Genomic DNA, 19,090 nt, shown 5'->3' on the forward strand with positions numbered 1-19,090 from the left:
AGAGAGGTGAGAGATGAAAAGCACAACCCTAACAGAGTTTACCATAAAAAATGCTTTGGAGATGCTTGAAAAAGGAGAAATAAGCTCTGTTGAGCTTGTCGAAGAAACGTTTAACCAAATTAAAAGGTTTGATCCTGAGGTCAAAGCCTTTTTGCATCTGTTTGAAGAAGAAGCTCTTTCAAAAGCCAAAGAAGCTGACGAAAAACGAAAAAAAGGCGAAAAAGGAAGCCTTTTAGGAATACCTCTTTCTATTAAAGACAACATTTGTATCAAGGGCTATCCTACGACCTGTGCTTCCAAAATTTTAGAAAACTTTATCGCCCCTTATGAAGCTACGGTGGTTGAAAAACTCAAAGCTGAAGGGGCTGTGTTGATAGGAAAGACGAACTTGGATGAGTTTGCCATGGGATCTTCTACAGAAAATTCTGCCTTTTTTCCTACAAGGAATCCATGGGATTTAGAAAGGGTGCCTGGAGGCTCATCTGGCGGTTCTGCTGCGGCTGTAGCTGTAAGGATGGGGCTTGGGTCTTTGGGTTCTGATACAGGAGGGTCTATCAGACAACCTGCCGCTTTTTGTGGGGTGGTAGGATTAAAACCTACTTATGGCCTGGTCTCCCGTTATGGTTTGGTAGCCTTTGCTTCTTCTTTAGACCAGATCGGACCTTTCGGATTAACCGTAGAAGACACTGCTATACTCTTAAAAGCCATCGCAGGAAAGGATGAAAAAGACTCTACCTCTGCCGCGGTTAGCATACCAGACTACCTACAAGTAATACATCAAAACGAAAAAACTAAATTTACCATAGGTCTACCTAAAGAATATCTCCAAACAGAAATGGACCCAGAAATAAAACAAAAGATCGAAGAGGTGGTAAACCTGCTCAGGAAAACCCATGAAATTAAAGAGGTGTCTTTACCTCACACCCCTTATGCAGTAGCTACTTATTATATCATCGCTCCTGCTGAAGCTTCATCAAACCTGGCACGTTACGATGGTGTTAAATATGGATTAAGAGTGGAAAGCACTAACTTGATTGACATGTATAAAAAAACCAGAGCCAAAGGGTTTGGAAAAGAGGTAAAAAGAAGGATCATGATAGGAACTTATGCCCTTTCTGCCGGATACTATGATGCCTTTTATCTCAAAGCCTCTAAGGTGAGAACCCTGATTTTAAGGGACTTTTTAGAGGCTTTTAAACAGGTTGACCTTTTAATCACCCCTGTAACCCCTACTCCACCCTTTAAAATAGGAGAAAAGATTACCGACCCCTTGCAGATGTACCTTTCTGACATCTTTACCATCCCGGTTAATCTGGCAGGACTTCCTGGTATTAGCCTACCAATAGGCCTTAACTCAGAGGGGCTTCCTATAGGATTACAAATAATAGGACCTCATTTTAGAGAAGATTTACTCCTTAGCTTGGCCTATCAAATAGAAAAAATGATAGACCAAAGGTTTATACCTCCTCTGTTAAAAAATTGAGCTTCAAGGATAAGAAACATGAAAAAAAAGGCACTTGGCAAAGGGCTTTCTGAACTAATACCTGACATAGACCAGGAGATCTCTTTACAAGAAAAAACTGACCATAAAGGTATAAGGTTTATTCCTGTAGATCACATACTTTTTTCTCCACTACAACCTAGATTGGTGTATAAAGAAGATGAAGAGTTTGAAGAGCTGGTTAAGTCCATCAAAGAGACAGGGATTTTGCAACCTATTTTAGTACGAGAAAAAGGGGAAGGTTTGTTTGAGTGTATCGCAGGAGAGCGCAGGCTTAGAGCTTGTAAAAAAGCTGGACTCTCCGAAGTCCCTGCCATCATCAAAAACCTTTCTGATGAAGAGGTCTTAATAGTTGCGCTGATAGAAAACCTGCAAAGGAAAAATCTCAATCCCTTAGAAGAGGCTATAGCTTATAAAAACCTTGTAGAAAAGTTCGGTTATACCCAAGAAGAGATTGCAGCTAAAGTAGGTAAAGACCGTACTACTGTAGCTAATCTGCTAAGGCTTTTAAACCTTCCTCAAGAAATCCAGCAAGACCTTATGGAGGAAAAGCTTACGGTAGGACATGCTAAGGCCCTTCTATCTCTAAGTTCTAAAGAACAACAATTAGAGGTAAGAAACATTATCCTACAAAAAGGACTTTCAGTAAGAGAAACTGAAAGACTGGTTAACAAGCTTTTAGCAGGAGAGAAAGCCAAAAAATTAAAACAACCTGACCCTAATCTTTTATATCTGTCTGAAGAAATAAGTAAGCTTGTTGGCACAAAGGTTAATATAAAAATACAAAACAAAAAAACTTATTTCATCTTCGAGTTTGAAGAACCAGAAAGGGTAGAAGATTTTTTGGAAACTCTTAAAAAAGCCTTCGGTATTTAGAACTATTTTCTAACATTTAAGCCCTTACATAGGCATATCCTTCCTGTTGCAGCTCTACCAAAGCTTTAATACCAGCAGGAACGGTTTTACCTCCTTTAGGCACTGCCTCAAAAGGTATGTTAAAGCCTTTTAAAGCGTTTTCACAAAAATAAACCTCTCCTCCTAAATCAAGTAGCTCGTTAAAAAGGTCTGTATAAGGGGTAAAATCTTTTAAAACGGTTATTCCTTCAAAGTTCACGATTATTTTAACCAAAGGTTGTTCTTCAGACCTACAGGCATTAAGAAAATTTTTCGCCATTTTTAATGCTGGTACAAACCTATCAGATTGAGGAACATGTAATAAAAGCTTTAACTCCATACTTACCCCCTCATCTATGATAATATATCCAAGTTCTCAAACTCTTTTTTAAGACTCCTTGAAAGGAGCCTTTTCAAACATTTTTGAGGGTTTTCCTTTTCAAAAAGGACATGGTAAACCTCTTCACAGATAGGCATCTCTATCTTAAAATGACGGGCTAAACTCCTTACCACTTTAGAAGTTTTAACTCCTTCAGCTACCTCTCTCAGGTTTTGCAGGATATCCTCTAATTTTTCTCCCTTTCCTATTCGGTATCCCACCTGATAATTCCGAGAAAGGGCACCTGTACAGGTTAAAACAAGGTCTCCAAGGCCTGCTAGCCCATAAAAAGTAGAAGGCTGTCCCCCCATCTTGATACCTAAACGTATCATCTCTATAAGACCACGGGTTATCAAAGAAGCCCTGGCATTAAGACCTAATTGAAGTCCGTCGCAAATTCCAGAAGCTATGGCTATCACGTTTTTTATAGCTCCAGCGATCTCAACCCCGAGAGGGTCATCGCTTCTGTAAACCCTAAAATAAGGCTGGGCGATTAGTTCTTGGATCTTTTTGGTTTCTTCTTCTTTTTTACCTGCCAAAACTACCGCTGTAGGAAGCTCCTTAGCCACCTCTTTAGCAAAAGAAGGTCCTCCCAACACCATCACTTCGTAACCCTCAGGCAACAACTCCGTTAATATATTATAAGGGGTCTTTCCTGTTTCTAAGTCTATACCTTTGATAGCGGAAACATGATATTTTATCCGTTTAGCCAAAGATTTTAACCCTTCTAACAAATGTCTTAAGGCATAAGAAGGCACCACCCAAAAAACAGCCTCAGAATTACCAAAAGCTTCTTCTGGGTCTAAGGTAGCTTTTAATTTTTTAGGTAGCTTAATTCCTGGGAGGTAAAAAGGATTTTCTTTTTCTTTATTGATACTATCACAAACGACCTCCCTTCTAACTAAAAGAGAAACCTCGATGTCTTTTGAGGCTAATACTTTACCTAAAGCTGTTCCCCAACTTCCTCCTCCTACTACCGTTATCTTCTTCATATACTCATACCTCTTTTTTATGGTATCAAATATTTTTGTCTTTCTTTAGGAACCCACCATTCTTCTAAGTTATACCCTATTCCTATGGCTGAGGTTTTTACCTCCTGAACCCTTGAACTTATAGCCTCTAAACTCATAGGTATATAAAGAAATGTATAGGGTTGGTCTTCAGCCAAGATCTCTTGTACTTTAAAATAGATTTTCTTTCGTTTTTTTACATCTAAGGTATATCTTCCTTGTTCTAAAAGACGATCAAGTTCAGGATTAGCGTATCCCACAAAATTTAACCCAGGAGAGACTGTTTTGGAAGAATGGAAAATGTCGTAAAGGTCTGGGTCTGGGCCAGTAGACCAACCCAAGATAACTGCTTCAAACCTTCTTTTGTCTATAAACTGATGGATAAGGGTGGTCCATTCTAAAGTTCGAATGTTTACCTTTATTCCTATTTTTGAAAGCTCTTGTTGAATAATCTGAGCGGCAAGAAGCCTTGGAAGATTACCTTGATTAACCAATAGGGTAAACTCAAAGGGTTTACCTTCCCTTTCTAACAAACCTTTTTCGTTTCTCTTAAAACCTGCTTCTAAGAGTAAGGTTAAAGCCTTTTGAGGATCATAGGGACAACTTTTTTCTATCGCCGGGTTGTAAAACCAGGTATCAGGTTTATAAGGACCATAAGCCGGTATCCCCTGACCTAAAAGCGCCCCCTTTACTATCTTTTGTTTATCTATCGCATAACACAAAGCCTTTCTTACCCTTTTGTCTCTAAAAATCGGATGAGCCAGGTTATACCCTATGTAAGTAAAAGAAAAAGCAGGATATTTATAGATATGAAAAGACTTTTCTATTTCTTTTTCCCTCTGAAGTTTTAAGTATTGAAGAGGGGTTAAGGAAACCCAATCTATACTCCCAGAACGAAGTTCCATAAAAAGGGTTGTAGGGTCAGGAATGATACGATAGATAAGATAGTTTAAATAAGGTCTACCTTTATAGTAAAGAGGATTAGCTTTTAAAACAATTTCCTGCTGAGTCTTCCATCGTACCAACGTAAAAGGGCCATTACCGATGGGATTTCTTCCAAAAACATTTTTTAAATAATCAAGGTCCTTCCCCTCAAGCAGATGTTTCGGAAGAACCACCAAATTACCCCAAGAAGACAGAGCTAAAGCAAATGGCCTTTTATAGGTAACCCTAAAGGTATAAGGATCAAGTATCTCAAACTTTTCTACCTCAAGAAAATCGCTGGCATAGGGAGTAGGTATCTTAGGGTCAGTAATCAACCGGTAACCAAAAGCTACATCTTCTGCTGTAACCTCAACCCCATCACTCCATTTAACTCCTTTTCTTAAATAAAAAGTAAAAGTTTTTTGATCTTCTGATATTTCATACCTTTCAGCCAATTCCCCTACAAGATTAAGGTCAGGTCCGTATTTAACCACCCCCAAAAACAGATGCCCCCCTATCGTATGACTCATAACATCTGTGGCTATCATAGGCACCATTACGCTGGCATCAGCTATAGCTCCTATAACCAGGGCATCTCCGTAGTCTTTAGAAAAGCTCTGTTTAGAGGTAGTTCCATAAAGCAAAATCAACGTCCCAAAACCAAAAGTAAAACATAAAACTAAAACTAAAACTAAAATTAAAAACTTTGGTTTCAACGACATGGTTATTCCTGTAAAGAGCTAATCCGAGGTTTTTTAAAAATTTTTATTCCCTTGTATATTATCAAAATAAACCTGCTCACTACCACCAAAACGATGGCAAAAGCCCACCAAAAAACTTCAAATCCTGTGACCTTGCCTTCAAAAAGATGTATCATAAACTCTCTTATCAAGAAGGCTATCAAAGCCTCTATCAGGATTTCCATACTTACTGCCTCGTGTTCAAAATAATCTACAAAAGCCCTTATCAATTCAAGTACCACTATCAAACTCAATACGTTGGTTACCAGATCTTTAAAACTTGCCCTAACTGTGGGTTCACTAAAAACAAAGGTAAGATCTTTGACGGTTTTAAAAATTCCTATTCCTAAACTTACGATCAAAATGATGATGGCTAAATTAAAAGCAAGCTTAATGATACCTTTATAAACACATAAAACAACATTTTGTAAAGCCTCTAACTGAGAAGATGGGCTACAGGGAAGGTCTTTTTTCATACCTTTAGTCCTACCTCCTTAAAAATTTTATAGACAGGACCTTTAGGGGTTAGTTTGCTCTCAAAAAAATCAATCTTTCTTACAGGAAACCTTATACCTTCAAGTCTTTCAGCCTCTTTGTAAAGGTTCTTAAAGTAGTCTTCAAAGGCTGACTTGTCTTTTATTTCTTTTATCCTAAAGAGGGTGATATGGGGATGAAACCTTTGATCAAGGCCTAACTTGAATTTTTTAAAGGCTTTATGTAAATCTTCTACCAGTTTAAACAAAGTCCCTGTCTCTTCTTTAATCCCTATCCAAACCACCCTTGGATTTCCTTTTTCAGGAAAAAACCCAAGTTTATCTATGGATAAAACAAAACTTTGATGTTGGGTAGCCACCTTTTCTACAGACTCAACCAATCTTTCCAAAAGGTTAGCCCCAATTTCACCGAAAAAAACTAAGGTAAGATGAAAATTTTCCAGTTCTACCCATTTAGTCCTAAGACCCTCTGGTTGTGTAACTTTTTCTAAATCAGCAAGACCTTTCTTCAACTCCAAGGGCAAATCTATACCTAAGAAAACTCTCATCATATAGGATAAGCCTCCTTAACATATCTAAAGTGGTATAACTACTCATCAACTGAACCTCTCTTCTTTCTAAACCATAAAACCCAAATCTAAAAGCCTTTACCTTGTTTTGATAAGCAAGTCCTATGTAGACTGTTCCCACCGGGTTTTCAGGAGTACCTCCTCCAGGGCCTGCATAACCTGTAATTCCGATAGCAAAGTCTACCTTTACCTGTCTTCTTACTCCCTCTGCCATATCTAAAGCCACCTGATAACTCACCACCCCAAACTGTTCTATATGCTCCTTTTTTACCCCAAGTAGTTCCATTTTGCTCTCAGGACTATAAGTCACCCAACCTCTTTCAAAATAGTTAGAACTCCCTGCAACTGAGGTTAAAAGAGAAGCCAACATCCCTCCTGTACAGGATTCGGCAACCGCTACCTTTTTTCCTCGTTCTATCAAAAGGTCCCCAACCACTTCTACCAAAGAGCGATCTTCCTCACTTACTAAGGAAACTCCAAACTTTTTTTTAAGCTCAGATATTACCTCTGACAATAAGCCTTGATTTTTGCTCCTAACCACCAATTTAACCTCAGGCCAGAGGGGATAGTATCCTATCTTTAAGTCTTGAGTATTTAAAGTATAACTTTTTAAAAATAAATTAAGGTCTGTTTCATTTAGGTCAAAAAATCGCAAAGATTTAGATAACTCTAAACCTTCTGCCTTAAACCTCTGAGATAAGAGTGGTAGTACCTTTTGGGTTAAAAGATATTCAAACTGATGAGGTACTCCAGGCAAAACAAAAATAAGTTTTTCTTTAAAGTCTAAAAGATATCCTGCCATAGTTAAGTTATCTGCCAAAGGCACCGCACCCTCAGGAAGCAGAGACATCTTTTTGGCTATTTCTTGAGAACTAGCATATTCTTTAGAATCCTTTATAGCCTTAGACACTTCCTGATTTTCAACCAAATTAAGCCCTAAAGCCTCAGCCACAGCCTGGTTAGTCAGGTCATCATCTGTAGGTCCAAGCCCACCAGACAAAACCAAAAAAGAATACTTTACATATAGGTCCTTTAAATAAGACTTTACCAAAGATAGATCATCAGGGATGGTAACTATTTCTCTAACCTGAAATCCATGCGAAGAAAGTTGCCTGGTAGCAACGATAACGTTGGTGTTTACCACCAACCCAGAAATTAGCTCATCTCCAATAAAGATTAAAGCACCTTTCATCTTAAAGATAAGTTTATATCAAACCAGAGATTTTTACAACATAGACTAACAAGGTTACGATGGCGTTGGTAAGGATACCTGCCAACAGATCGTCTAACATAATACCCCATCCCCCAGAAAAACTCTCTAAACTACCGATAAAAAATGGTTTTCTGATGTCTAAAACCCTGAAAATTACAAAGGCTAAAATAAATTCAAATAAGCTAAGTTTGCCTATCAAGGAAAACCACATCCCTGCTATCTCGTCTATCACCACAAATTCTGGGTCTTTCTGTCGAACGATTTTACTTGCCAAGTGGCTGGATAAAACCCCTAAGAGTGAAAGGCTTAACGTTAAAAAAATCTGAGTTAACAGGTCAGCCTGTTTGATAAACCAAAAATATATAAGCCCGGTTAAAGCTCCCAAAGTCCCAGGGCAAACAGGTAAAAACCCTACAAAACCCCCTGAGGCAATAAAAATCCAAAAAAGATTTCTTAGAAATTGAGGCTGCTTAGAAAGGGGCATTTTCTATCTCTTGGTTAAATTTTTCATAATCTTCTAAAGCTATCAAAGACCTCAGTTTCCATAAATAAAGTTCTATCCTTAACCTTTCTTCTCCTTTTTTGTTTTTTAATATCTCTTTAGCCTTTTGTTCCACAGCTTGATATTTTTGCATCGCTTCCTTTTTAAGGGTTTCTCGGTAGGTTTCAAGCTTGTTTTTTAAAGTTTCTACCTTAGGTTTAAACCTTTTCAACTCCCTTTCGCATTTTTTATAATACTTCTTTTTATAATACCCTTCTATACGTTCCCACTCCTTTAAAACAGCCTTATGTTCTTCCTTATAAAGGTCAGGTACCTTAGCTCCTTTTATCCATTCTATCATCCCTTTTATCTCTTGGTAAAGCTCCTTAGGTGGAGAATGAAGAGAAACATATTTTCTCACCAAAGGTAGGTTTGAAAGAAAAACCTTAACACGCTCTACGTTGTCCTCTTTAAACTCCTGAAAACGCTCTTTAAGGGTACAAGAAGACAAAAATAAGGTTAAAGTTAAAATCACAACCAAATTTTTAATCAACCTCTTTCTACCCATTAGTCATCTCTTTCTCAAGTAATTCAAGTTTATCTGGAGGTCCTATAGCTAAAAGAATATCTCCAGGCATGATATAGCTTTCTCCAGAGGGATTAAACTCTATCTTTCCTTCCTGCCTTTTTATCCCTACGATAATCACTCCAAAGACCTTGCCTATTTTTGCTTCCTTCAAAGTTTTCCCTGCATAGGGGGAGTTTTCCGAGACATAAATCTCTTCTATGTCCACGTTTAAATATTCTGAGCTGGTTATAAACTCCCAAAAATCCACCACATTAGGCTTTAAAAGAGAGTGTGCCATCCTTAAACCACCTATATGATAAGGGCATACCACTTTGTTTGCCCCTGCCATCTTTAGTTTTTTTCTGGCTGACTCTTCTGCAGCCCTGGCTATGATAAAAAGGTCAGGGTTTAAAGCCCTGGCACTTAACACCACGTAGAGATTATCGGAATCTGAAGAAAGGACTGATACAAGCCCTTTTGCTTTTTCAATGCCTGCTTCTTTAAGAATCTCATCTTTGGTTGCATCTCCTATCACAAATAAGTATCCCTCTTCCTTAGGGTCAAGATTTTTTTCTATCACCACTACCTCCTTACCATTAGCCTTAAGTTCTTTTGCAATAATCCTTCCCATCCTTCCATAACCACAGATGATGTAATGACCTCTTAGTTTTTCTAACATCTTTCTTCTCCTCCTTTCGTTAAAAACATCTTTTAGCTCTCCCTCTATCAAAATTTGAGCAATGGTTGTGGCTGCATAGGTAAAAACCCCAAAACCCAGGACAATAAGAACTATGGTGAAAACTTTACCTACTTCACTAAGCTCTTTGACCTCTCTAAAACCCACGGTAGCTAAAGTTATAACCGTCATGTATAAAGCATCCAAAAAACTTAATTCCTCGATTACCATATAACCAACAGTTCCTAAACCTATCACCACCAGAAGTAATGTTAAAATAAAAAAAAGACGTTTACCTATCGAATATGAATATTCTGTAGGCATTAACTTAACACCTTAATAACTCCTCTTCCTTCAAACTTGGCTTTGTAAAGTGCCTGGTCTACTTTAAGTAGCAACTCCTCTAACTCCCTATCTGGCTCTATCTTAATAATACCTATACTGACAGAACCTACCACTTCTTTTCCGTTTGCTTTGATGCGGATTTTTTTAACCTCCTGTAAAACTCTTTCAGCTAATTTTTTTACCCCTTCAAGGTCTGCTCTAAGAATTAAAAGAAATTCGTCCCCTCCCCATCTAACAGCAATGTCCTCTGCCCGAGTATTTTTCTTTATTACCTCAGCTATAGCTTTTAAATATTCATCTCCTACCAAGTGTCCAAACTGATCGTTTATTTCTTTTAGATAATCCACATCCATAAAAAGTAAACAGTAGTTTTGCCCTCTCTTTACCAACTCGAAAATCCGTTTGATAACATCCTTTAAATATACCCTGTTATAAAGTCCTGTAAGTTGATCTTTAGTTGCTATATCAAAAAGTTGTTCCACCCTTTCTTTAAAGTAAGAAACATCATATCCTATCACTAAGTAATACAGACTGTATTCTTTTATAGGGATTATCTCAAAGCTGAAACACACCTCTTTTCCATTTTTTACTTTTAAACAAAACTCAAAACTCTCATCTTTTTCTAAATCTTTTGAATCCATTAAAGACAAAAAGGAAGATAAAGATTTATCGTCCATCAAGTTTTTCCATAAACTGTTTGCATATATCAAATTTTTTTCTTCATCAAATACCGCAACCACCAAGTTAGACCGTTCTGCTATCATCTGATAGATCTTCTTAGCTTGGTTGATTTCTTCAATCTGGAGTTTTAAGAGCGAATAAACTTCGTTAAAATGTGCTACCAGTTCAACAAGCTCATCTTCTCCTTTTAAGGTGATCGTTTCCTTTTTACCCTGAGGAATCTGTTCTATTTCATCTTTTACAGAATGTATCCTTTTTAACACTTTCATCATATGAAAATAATATATTCCAAAAATAAGTGCTAAAAATAAGGCTTGTATCAGGATAAACTCCCAAAGATATTTTTCAAACATCAACTTTCTTGGAGCAGTAAAACTCATAGCCAAAGGATTCCCAAAGAAATCTTTAATTGTGGTGACAACCTCATAAAACCCTCTTTCATCGAATTTAATGCTATTCTCGACCTTTCTACCTTTATAATAAACAAAACTTACTTCGCTAAGCCCAAAAATGTTTTTAATCAAATCTAACTTCTCTTCGTCTAAAGGAGAAACCATAACCAAAATCCCTACAGGTGGCTTTATGCCCTCTGAATCACTTACAGGATAAAAACTGACTATAGATGGAACGTTTTTATAAAAAGAAAGCGCGGTATAAACAGAAGTTAAGGTTATCTCTTTATAAAGAGAACGATAATAGTGATAGTGTTCCTCTAACCATAAATGGTCTAAAGGAAGGATCTCTCTAGTTTTCTTATCAAAAAAACCTCCTGCCTTTACCCTTCCGTCAGGATAAAGATAGATAATCACAGAAAGTTTGTTGTTTTCGTAGGATTCTATGTTTAAGTTTGACTTAGGAAATTTAGGATTTTTATCCTGTAAAAATTCATATACCTCATCCCAAACCGCCCAATCTCTGGTTAAAAGTTCAACTCTCTTTTTCTCTGCTTCAAGGTATTTTACTATTTCTACACTTGTTGAAGCAATCCAGTTTTTTTCTATTTCAAGTAAAACTTTTTTAAAAAAACCAGAATAAATCCCCCAACTTAAAACTAAGAACAGAAAAAGTTGAACAAAAAGCCAGAACAAAATCTTCTTTTTAAGCCTCATATAAAAACCTTAGTTTTTTTAATCTATACGCTAATTTTAATAAAAAAAGCAAATTTTACTACTCATTTTTAACCAAAAACTTTTTTAAAAACTCTATTTCATCTTCTTTAGTTTTAACCTTTCCTTCTAACCTTTTTAAACGAAGGATCTTTAAAATCTCTCCTATTTCTTTCCCTGATCTAAAACCCAATTTTTTTAAATCTTCACCGTTTAACTCAGGTCTAACCTTAGAATAAACCTTTAAATACCGAAAAATTTCTTCTTTAAGTTCAGGGAAAATAACTGCAAAAGCACAAAGATACTCCCTCCGAACTTTATCAAACCACTCTAACTTTTCTTTCAAGCTTAACGTGTTTATTTTATGATAAAATCCTCTAAAGTTATTGAGAAGACTTTCAATCCTTGTAATCTCTACCTCACTAAAACCTAATCTCTCTAAACCACTTAAGCTTTCAACCATCCCTAAAAAATAAACCTTTTCCCTTTCTTTGGGACTAAACTCTTCTTTTACCTCTTTTAACACCTCACAAAGTAACGGAAAATTTTCCCTGGCTACCTCAAGCCCTGCCTCTTTAAAAACCTCAAGCTGATAAGTAGTTTCAAGGAGCTTTAACAGAATCTCTTCCCCTTCTTTAAACAAATAAAGTTTCAGCTCATTGGCCAACCTTGCAGAAGAAAGCTTTTTTAAAGCTTCCTTTTGATAACAAACCTCTAAAGCCTGATAAAACTCCTCAGAAAAATCAAATCCAAGCCTTACTTTGTACCTTATCCCCCTAAAAATACGGGTAGGATCTTCCACAAAAGAGTTAAGGTGCAAGGGTTTAACAAGAGAAGCTTCAAGGTCTTTTAAACCGTCTAACAGGTCAAGCAAAAGCCCTTCATAAGGAGCAGAAAGCCCTATGGCTAAAGCATTTATCGTAAAATCCCTTCTTAAAAGGTCGTCCATGAAGTTAGAAGGAAAAACCTTAGGAAGCTGGGCAATTTCTTCATAAACCTCTCTTCTTGCTGTGATAAAGTCCACCTCCAGAGGTTCTCCGTCTAAAAAAAATCTTACTTTGTAGGTAAGAAATTGAGACTTAAAAAGGATTTCTTTGTTTAGGTCTTCGTTTAGTTCCTGTAAAAACTTCTCTAAGTTTCCCTCTAAAACGATATCAAAATCTTTAGAACTTTGTGGGTTTAGTTTGCCTTTTTTAAAAAGGAGGTAATCCCTTACCACCCCTCCTGCAAAATACAAAAACTCTCCTCTCTTTTTGGCTAACTTCCTAAGTCTATCCAAAAATTCTTTGGTTTCCTCTTCCTTAGCCACAAAATCTAAAAAATCTTCGAAATCAACAGGATAAACCTTAGGCCCTTGGGTGATGTTTGTCATAAACTTCTCTAAGCCTCTTGTAGTCTAAGTGGGTATAAATCTGGGTGGTAGCTAAGCTACTATGTCCAAGCATAAGTTGAAGGGCTCTTAAGTCTGCCCCTCCTTGCAGGAGATGAGAAGCAAAGGAATGTCTTAACACATGAGGAGAAACCTTTTCAGGGTCTATCCCGGCTTTTAAGGCATACTGTTTAATTAACTGCCAAAATCTTTGTCTGGTAAGAGGACCTCCCCTTCGGTTTAAGAACACATAGTCTTTACTTTTAGGGTTGGCAAACAAAGGCCTTATGTTATAAAGATAGCCCTTTAAAAACTCAAGGGCATAATCTCCCATCGGAACAAGCCTCTCTTTTCCACCCTTACCCATAACCCTTAAAAAACCTAACTCAAGGTTGAAATCCTTGATCTTTAGTTCTACCAATTCAGAAACTCTGAGGCCTGTGGCATACATCACCTCAAGCATCGTCCTATCTCTATATCCCAACGGATGGGTCAGGTCTGGTTGAGACAACAACCTTTCTGTCTCATCAATACTTAATACCTTAGGGAGTCTCATCGGAAGTTTAGGGTTTTCAAACCAATCCGAACCGATGGTAAGTCCCTTTTCTACCTGTAGAAATTTTAAAAAACTCCTAAGACTTGAAAGCTTTCTTGCCACGGTAAAAGGATTATAACCTTTGGTCTTCAAATACTCTAAGTATTCGTTGAGATTGCCTATGGTTTCTACATTTAACACGCCTTTTTTTTGTAAAAACTCTTCTAAATCTCTCAGGTCATACCCATAGGAAACAATCGTGTTGAAAGAAGCATTTTTTACTGCCAAAAGATAAGACAAAAATTCTTCGATATATTCCTTAATCAAAGGGAAAGTTCCTTTAGAAGGGTTTCTACCTTAAAACTTATGGTTTCATCCTTAGAAGTAAGCACCAACGTTTTTAGCTTAGAAAGCATACCCTGTTTTTCTGTGGTAGTCCTTTGAGGAAAAAGTTCCTTTATTTTTTCTAAGGTTTTGATTACCAAATTTTTGTCGTCCAGGTCTAAAAAAAGCATAAGGGTCCGCCAATCTTCAGGCAACCCATATCTTTCCACAAACTCTTTGGCTAATTTTTTGAAATTCTTATTTCCATATTGCTGGTGTAACCGCTCTAAAAAACTCTGCTTTTCCAGCTCTTCTTTATCTACAAAAAGTTTATCAAGCTCTTTAAGGTATTTTTGTTTGTTTTTGGTGTCTATCCCAGAGGAAGCCTTATCTTTTCTTTCAAGTTTTTTTCTGATTTTACTTAAACCACTTTGAGACTTTAGTTTGTCTATCTCTCGCCAGGAAAGTTTTCTGTCTCCATCGTCTTTCGACATGGCTACCTCCTACTTTTACATTTTACCTGAAAAAATTTTATATCTGGTAACATAACCGCCGTTAGAAAACCTCCATACACACAACCTGTGTCTATACCTATCCTATCAGGACCTAAAAATGGAGTTGGAAAAGGGGTATGACCAAAAACTACTGTTTTAGGTAGAACCTTTTTTGACTCATAAAAGAGCCCTCTTATCCATAAAAAATCTTCTTCTGTTTGATCTTTCAAACTCTTATAAGGATTTATCCCAGCATGCACAAACAAGTAATCTTCACACTCAAAAAACAACCTTAACTCCTGAAAAAAAATCTGATGCTCTAAAGGAAGCTCAACCATTCGTTTTTCTGAATTATAATACTGACTAATAGTGACCTCTCCTCCGTTATAGAAAAAAAGTTCCACGTTTTTCCCCTCTAAAAACCATTCAAACATCAACTCGTGGTTTCCTTTAAGGGTAATTACATGCTCTGGATACTTCTTTTTTAAGGTTATAATTTTTTCTACCACCCCTCTCGGATTTTCTCCCCGGTCTATGTAATCACCTAAGAAAATCAACAGATCCTTTCCCCAGTTAATCGGCAAGATTTCCAGCAAGGCTTCTAAACTTTCCAGACATCCATGAATGTCTCCAACAGCAAAGATCTTTAAACCCTCATACATATACAACCTTACAGATCCCAAAACCTTGCCCTGCGATCATCAAGACGCTTAAGCCCATACTTTTTTGCCCAACCTAAGGCTCTTTTCCATTCCTCTTGGGTAATCTTTCTATCAAGGGGAGGATATTTCCAGGCATCTCCACAAGGTCTGTACTGATCCATAAGGTTAAAGTAGGTATCCTTTGAAACCTCTTCAGCGATAAACTTAATCACCTCTTCTGTCTGAGAAAGGTCTTCAGGTAAAACTAAATGTCTTACAATCAAACCTCTTTTGGCTATACCCCCTTCTATCACCAAATCTCCCACCTGTCTATGCATCTCTTTTACAGCTTCCCTTACCACAGAAGAGTAGTTTTTTACTTTAGAAAGTTTTAAAGCAATTTTATCATCCATATATTTGATATCAGGCATGTAAATATCTACTATGTCTTCCAATAATCTTAAAGTTTCTAAAGATTCATAACCTCCGCAGTTATAAACAATCGGAAGCCTTAGCCCCATTTCTGCTGCTAACTTTATAGCCTTTACAATGAAAGGAACTTGATGGGTAGGAGTAACTAAGTTGATGTTATGACAGCCCCAGACCTGAAGGATAATCATGATCCTTGCTAAATCCTCTACTTCTAATAAGTCCCCTTCTCCTAAATGACTGATTTCCCAGTTCTGGCAATAAACACAAGCCATATTGCAGTAAGTAAAAAAGATAGCTCCAGAACCGTTTTCCCCTACCAGAGGTCTTTCTTCTCCAAAATGAGGGCCATAACTTGAAATCATAGGCTTATGTAAAACCTTGCAAAAACCTCTTTCCCCCTTGAGCCTGTTAACCCCACACCGATTGGGACAAAGGTCACAACTTTCAAGCTTGGCATAAAGAATTTCTATCCTTTTATCTATCTCTCCGGTTTCCATCAGTTTAAGATAAGAGGGATAGGCACTCATAACAACTCTAACCAATGCTTTATCTGAGGAGGTGAGCTTAATACCATGTTAAAATTAAGAAAACAACCGGCACAAAATGTGGCAACAACCTTTACCTTTACTAAGTTTTGAATCCAAACCCGTTTATATTTCTCCGGAAAACCTTCCCAATAAAGAGAAATCTTTGGAGAACCACAACAAAACTCACTTACCTTTATTTTATTTTTTACCAAAGAAAACTCTTCTGTCAAGTGGCAAGGAAGATGAAAAAGAACAGAACTATCCTTTGACCTATCAGCTAAAACTTTTAACTCCTCTTCTCCAAACAAAGAAAGGGCTTTATAGGCAAAAATTCCCCTTTTAGCTAAATCTAAAAAATCCTTTTCATAAGAGGTGCCTTCGAAAAACTTAGGATAAACCTTTTTAAACATCCAGAGACAGGTAGCACAGAAAAAAACCACAGGAGCCTCTACTTCTTGCAAAACCTTAAGGTTTTTTAATGCCCTTTGTTTTACCAAAGAGGGGAACCCTAAGCTTAAAAAATGCGCCCCGCAACATTCAGAGTCCTCAACTACCCAAACGTTTATTCCTTTCTTCTTTAGCAAACTTAAAAATTTTTCTAAAACCTGAGGATAAAGATGTTTTAAGTCACAAGAAAAATAAACCAACAAATCTGGTTTTCCCTGATTTTCTTTAAAAGAATAGATCTTTTTAGGGTTAACTTTACCTTTTTCTGGTAATATCTTGTCAAACCTGTCTAAAAACCGAAGTTTAGATAGGATTTGTAGGGGATGACCCCCTATAAGGTCAGAGGCTTCTTTCAAAATTATGGGTTCTTTTTTATCCTTTATAATTTCAAGGCCTGACTCTACAAACCCAACCCTGTTGGGGCACACCCTTTCACATTTTCCACAAAACAAACAAGCCTCAAGGGACTGATGATATATTCCTCTTTGAAAAAAAAATAACCTACCTCGTGGGGAATAAGTCTCAGACCTAAAAACCCTGTAGGTTGGGCAATGAGGAACACATTTGCCACAACGAGTGCAGAGGTTAGCGTTGATGTTTTTTACGGTAGAGGTCATTGTTTTTTATCAAAAAATCATACCACCAGCTACACCAATCAGTTTCTAAAATACTTTCAACCAGGGTTTTAGCAACCTCGGTGATTAACTTTGGCTTGGCATAATCGATCCATTTTTGAGCATAAGGGTTATTGAGGTCCTTTTGTTCTTTAAGCTGTATGATAAGGTCGATTACGTCTGCGTCATGAACCAGTCTTGCCTCTAAAGAGTTTAGGCTTCTATACTCCTTCCATAGCTCAAGAACTTCCTCACTTAAGGGTATACCCTGAAAGGCGTCTTCAAGAGCCTTTTTTTCGTCAGTTTGGTTGTAAAGCTTGTTTAAAGCATTAAAATCTCCAGTCCTTGTCTCTGGAAGGTCATGTATTAAGGCTATCTTGAAAAGCTTTTCTTTATCTACTTTTTCTTTTACAAGCTCTGAAAGTATCCAAGAAATAAAAGCAACTCCAAAGGAATGAGAGGCTACATTTTCATGCCCTGTACCAAGATAGGGATATCCTGTCCTTTCTACTCTCTTTAGAAAAGCTACCTCAAAAAGAAGATTAGCATATCGATTATAAAAGTCCTTCATTTTTAGCGGCCAGATATACAGCTACCTTAAAAATAAGTTTAGCTGCCAAGAACTCTGTAACAGGATTCCCAGGGTCTGGCTTTACCTCAACCAAATCCATACCTATCAACCGATGCTTTACCAGGATTTTAAGTATGTTTAACGCTTCCCACCAATCAATCCCTCCTGGTTCAGGAGTTCCAACCCCAGGGGCTACCGCAGGGTCAAACACATCCATATCAAAACTAAGGAAAATATAACCATCTTTGAGAAAACTTTCTATCTTTTTAAGGCATTCTTTAAGATCAACCTTTAAATCTTTAGCCCAAATGACAGGATAGTTTTCCTGTTTTATAAACTCATACTCTTCTTTACACAGAGTACGAATTCCTATGCTTAAAACAGGAACACCAAGTTCATAAATCCTTCTCATAACTGTAGCATGGGTGATTGAACTATGGTTATACCGGTCTCTAAGGTCTAAATGAGCGTCAAGATGAACCACCTTTAACCTAGGAAAAAACTTTTTTAAAACCCTTATACTTCCTAAAGTAACCGTATGTTCTCCTCCGATAACTAGCGGGAATCTGTTTAAACTAAGAGTTTCCTCTACTTTTTGAGATATCTCTTTTAGCGATTCTTCAGGGTCAAAGGATAACTCCTCTACCGGATAGGTAAAAAACCCCATCTTTTCTGAAGGGTCTAAGAAATATTCTTCGTCAAAAAACTCCATGTTAGGACTTACTTTAAGGATTTCTAAGGGAGCTTCTTTTGTGCCCTTTTTCCAAGAGGTAGAATACTCAAGAGGAGCTGGGATAAGGGCTACCTTGGCCTGAGGATGGTCAGGTAGCCCTAAAAAAGAAATTTTCATAAACCTATATTATAAGGTCCTTTCTTTCCATCTTGATAAACTTTTCTACTGCCCTGATAGAACGCGGGAACTCAAGACCTCTGTCAAAAAACTTTATCTCGCTCTTTTGGATTTCAAAAATTCGGGTAACGTCACTGATAACCTTGTCAGCATCAAAAGGTTTACAGGAAAATACATCGATGCTGAGGTAAAGCTTCTCTGGGAAGGTATGGATGCTTATATGGCTTTCTGCGATGATAACAAACCCAGAAATACCCCAGTCCTCAGGCACAGGAGCATAATATTTAAACACATAGGGAGGCATAATCTTGGTCATTTCTATCTCTTCAGGATATTTACTAAGAAAATTATATATAAAATCTAAATCCATAAGCTTTTCTCTGTTAGCACCATAACCATCTATCACCAAATGCTGACCAAAACCATACTCAAACTTTTCCATCTCTTTCATCTTTATATCCCCCCTAACCTAAGTTAGATTAAACCTCAAGTCGGCTTTTAAAATATATCAGAAAAAAAATTTGTCAAGATTTTTCCTGTAAAATTTTGAAAAATTTTTAATTATCTAATAATAACCTGATTAAAACCCTAAAAGCTTTAAATTTTTTTGTTTATTCTTTATTTTTTGGTAAAATTTGTCGTTGACTTATTAAACTTTAATTTTTATAATATGTTTATAAATAATTACCTTTTTGAGTTGTGCCT

General features: G+C 37.0%; 21 protein-coding genes. 2 read left to right on the forward strand and 19 right to left on the reverse strand.

Annotation, left to right across the window (positions count from 1 at the left end; all coding sequences use genetic code 11):
- Positions 1 to 13 precede the first annotated feature (13 nt).
- Positions 14 to 1,483 (forward strand): Asp-tRNA(Asn)/Glu-tRNA(Gln) amidotransferase subunit GatA, encoded by a 1,470-nt coding sequence (gene gatA, locus HL41_RS03955; protein WP_038060915.1) that lies wholly within the window; start codon positions 14 to 16, stop codon positions 1,481 to 1,483.
- An 18-nt stretch (positions 1,484 to 1,501) separates the two neighbouring features.
- Positions 1,502 to 2,377, forward strand: coding sequence for a ParB/RepB/Spo0J family partition protein (locus HL41_RS03960; protein WP_038060918.1), 876 nt, complete (start codon positions 1,502 to 1,504; stop codon positions 2,375 to 2,377).
- A gap of 16 nt (positions 2,378 to 2,393) precedes the next feature.
- Here HL41_RS03960 and HL41_RS03965 read toward each other — a convergent pair whose 3' ends face one another.
- Genes HL41_RS03965 through speD form a run of 19 tightly spaced genes read right to left on the reverse strand, consistent with a single transcriptional unit; the run spans position 2,394 to position 18,827 of the window.
- Positions 2,394 to 2,735 (reverse strand): DsrE family protein, encoded by a 342-nt coding sequence (locus tag HL41_RS03965; protein ID WP_038060920.1) that lies wholly within the window; start codon positions 2,733 to 2,735, stop codon positions 2,394 to 2,396.
- A gap of 14 nt (positions 2,736 to 2,749) precedes the next feature.
- The gene (locus HL41_RS03970; RefSeq protein WP_038060923.1) at positions 2,750 to 3,766 is read right to left on the reverse strand and encodes an NAD(P)H-dependent glycerol-3-phosphate dehydrogenase; all 1,017 of its coding nucleotides are present in this window, start codon (positions 3,764 to 3,766) and stop codon (positions 2,750 to 2,752) included.
- A 17-nt stretch (positions 3,767 to 3,783) separates the two neighbouring features.
- Entirely contained in the window at positions 3,784 to 5,430 is a 1,647-nt protein-coding gene (locus HL41_RS03975; protein WP_038060926.1) for a peptide-binding protein, read from the reverse strand.
- Between the two features lie 2 nt (positions 5,431 to 5,432).
- On the reverse strand, positions 5,433 to 5,924 hold the full coding sequence (locus tag HL41_RS03980; RefSeq protein ID WP_038060928.1) for a phosphate-starvation-inducible PsiE family protein: 492 nt from the start codon (positions 5,922 to 5,924) through the stop codon (positions 5,433 to 5,435).
- Positions 5,921 to 6,493, reverse strand: a complete 573-nt coding sequence (gene thpR, locus HL41_RS03985; RefSeq protein ID WP_081856471.1) for an RNA 2',3'-cyclic phosphodiesterase — start codon at positions 6,491 to 6,493, stop codon at positions 5,921 to 5,923. Before thpR ends, HL41_RS03980 begins: the two co-directional genes overlap by 4 nt.
- The gene (locus HL41_RS03990; protein ID WP_038060933.1) at positions 6,435 to 7,703 is read right to left on the reverse strand and encodes a nicotinamide-nucleotide amidohydrolase family protein; all 1,269 of its coding nucleotides are present in this window, start codon (positions 7,701 to 7,703) and stop codon (positions 6,435 to 6,437) included. Before HL41_RS03990 ends, thpR begins: the two co-directional genes overlap by 59 nt.
- Positions 7,704 to 7,716: 13 nt before the next feature.
- Complete coding sequence (locus HL41_RS03995; RefSeq protein ID WP_051754486.1) at positions 7,717 to 8,208, reverse strand: phosphatidylglycerophosphatase A family protein; 492 nt, start codon at positions 8,206 to 8,208, stop codon at positions 7,717 to 7,719.
- Positions 8,195 to 8,773: a hypothetical protein gene (locus HL41_RS04000; protein WP_038060935.1), complete on the reverse strand. Its 579-nt coding sequence runs from the start codon at positions 8,771 to 8,773 to the stop codon at positions 8,195 to 8,197. Before HL41_RS04000 ends, HL41_RS03995 begins: the two co-directional genes overlap by 14 nt.
- Positions 8,766 to 9,773 carry a potassium channel family protein gene (locus HL41_RS04005; protein WP_051754487.1) on the reverse strand — a complete coding sequence of 336 codons (1,008 nt, stop codon included), beginning with the start codon at positions 9,771 to 9,773 and terminating at the stop codon, positions 8,766 to 8,768. Before HL41_RS04005 ends, HL41_RS04000 begins: the two co-directional genes overlap by 8 nt.
- On the reverse strand, positions 9,773 to 11,584 hold the full coding sequence (locus HL41_RS09030; RefSeq protein WP_051754488.1) for a diguanylate cyclase: 1,812 nt from the start codon (positions 11,582 to 11,584) through the stop codon (positions 9,773 to 9,775). The genes HL41_RS04005 and HL41_RS09030 overlap by 1 nt, the downstream gene beginning before the upstream one ends.
- A gap of 58 nt (positions 11,585 to 11,642) precedes the next feature.
- Positions 11,643 to 12,953 carry a tRNA nucleotidyltransferase/poly(A) polymerase family protein gene (locus tag HL41_RS04015; RefSeq protein WP_038060937.1) on the reverse strand — a complete coding sequence of 437 codons (1,311 nt, stop codon included), beginning with the start codon at positions 12,951 to 12,953 and terminating at the stop codon, positions 11,643 to 11,645.
- Positions 12,928 to 13,812, reverse strand: a complete 885-nt coding sequence (gene xerD, locus HL41_RS04020) for a site-specific tyrosine recombinase XerD (protein ID WP_273010442.1) — start codon at positions 13,810 to 13,812, stop codon at positions 12,928 to 12,930. Before xerD ends, HL41_RS04015 begins: the two co-directional genes overlap by 26 nt.
- Positions 13,809 to 14,303 (reverse strand): hypothetical protein, encoded by a 495-nt coding sequence (locus HL41_RS04025; RefSeq protein ID WP_022854906.1) that lies wholly within the window; start codon positions 14,301 to 14,303, stop codon positions 13,809 to 13,811. Before HL41_RS04025 ends, xerD begins: the two co-directional genes overlap by 4 nt.
- A gap of 2 nt (positions 14,304 to 14,305) precedes the next feature.
- On the reverse strand, positions 14,306 to 14,965 hold the full coding sequence (locus HL41_RS04030) for a metallophosphoesterase family protein (RefSeq protein WP_038060939.1): 660 nt from the start codon (positions 14,963 to 14,965) through the stop codon (positions 14,306 to 14,308).
- An 8-nt stretch (positions 14,966 to 14,973) separates the two neighbouring features.
- Positions 14,974 to 15,903, reverse strand: a complete 930-nt coding sequence (locus HL41_RS04035) for a radical SAM protein (protein ID WP_038060942.1) — start codon at positions 15,901 to 15,903, stop codon at positions 14,974 to 14,976.
- On the reverse strand, positions 15,900 to 16,967 hold the full coding sequence (locus HL41_RS04040; protein WP_038060944.1) for a (Fe-S)-binding protein: 1,068 nt from the start codon (positions 16,965 to 16,967) through the stop codon (positions 15,900 to 15,902). Before HL41_RS04040 ends, HL41_RS04035 begins: the two co-directional genes overlap by 4 nt.
- Complete coding sequence (locus HL41_RS04045; protein WP_038060947.1) at positions 16,936 to 17,535, reverse strand: HD domain-containing protein; 600 nt, start codon at positions 17,533 to 17,535, stop codon at positions 16,936 to 16,938. The genes HL41_RS04040 and HL41_RS04045 overlap by 32 nt, the downstream gene beginning before the upstream one ends.
- On the reverse strand, positions 17,519 to 18,385 hold the full coding sequence (gene speB / locus HL41_RS04050) for an agmatinase (RefSeq protein WP_051754489.1): 867 nt from the start codon (positions 18,383 to 18,385) through the stop codon (positions 17,519 to 17,521). Before speB ends, HL41_RS04045 begins: the two co-directional genes overlap by 17 nt.
- 4 nt (positions 18,386 to 18,389) lie before the next feature.
- A complete protein-coding gene (speD, locus tag HL41_RS04055) occupies positions 18,390 to 18,827 on the reverse strand; it encodes an adenosylmethionine decarboxylase (RefSeq protein WP_038061052.1) in 438 nt (145 codons plus the stop codon).
- Positions 18,828 to 19,090 lie beyond the last annotated feature (263 nt).

The sequence above is a fragment of the Thermodesulfobacterium commune DSM 2178 genome (genome assembly GCF_000734015.1).
GTDB classification, from domain to species: Bacteria; Desulfobacterota; Thermodesulfobacteria; order Thermodesulfobacteriales; family Thermodesulfobacteriaceae; genus Thermodesulfobacterium; species Thermodesulfobacterium commune.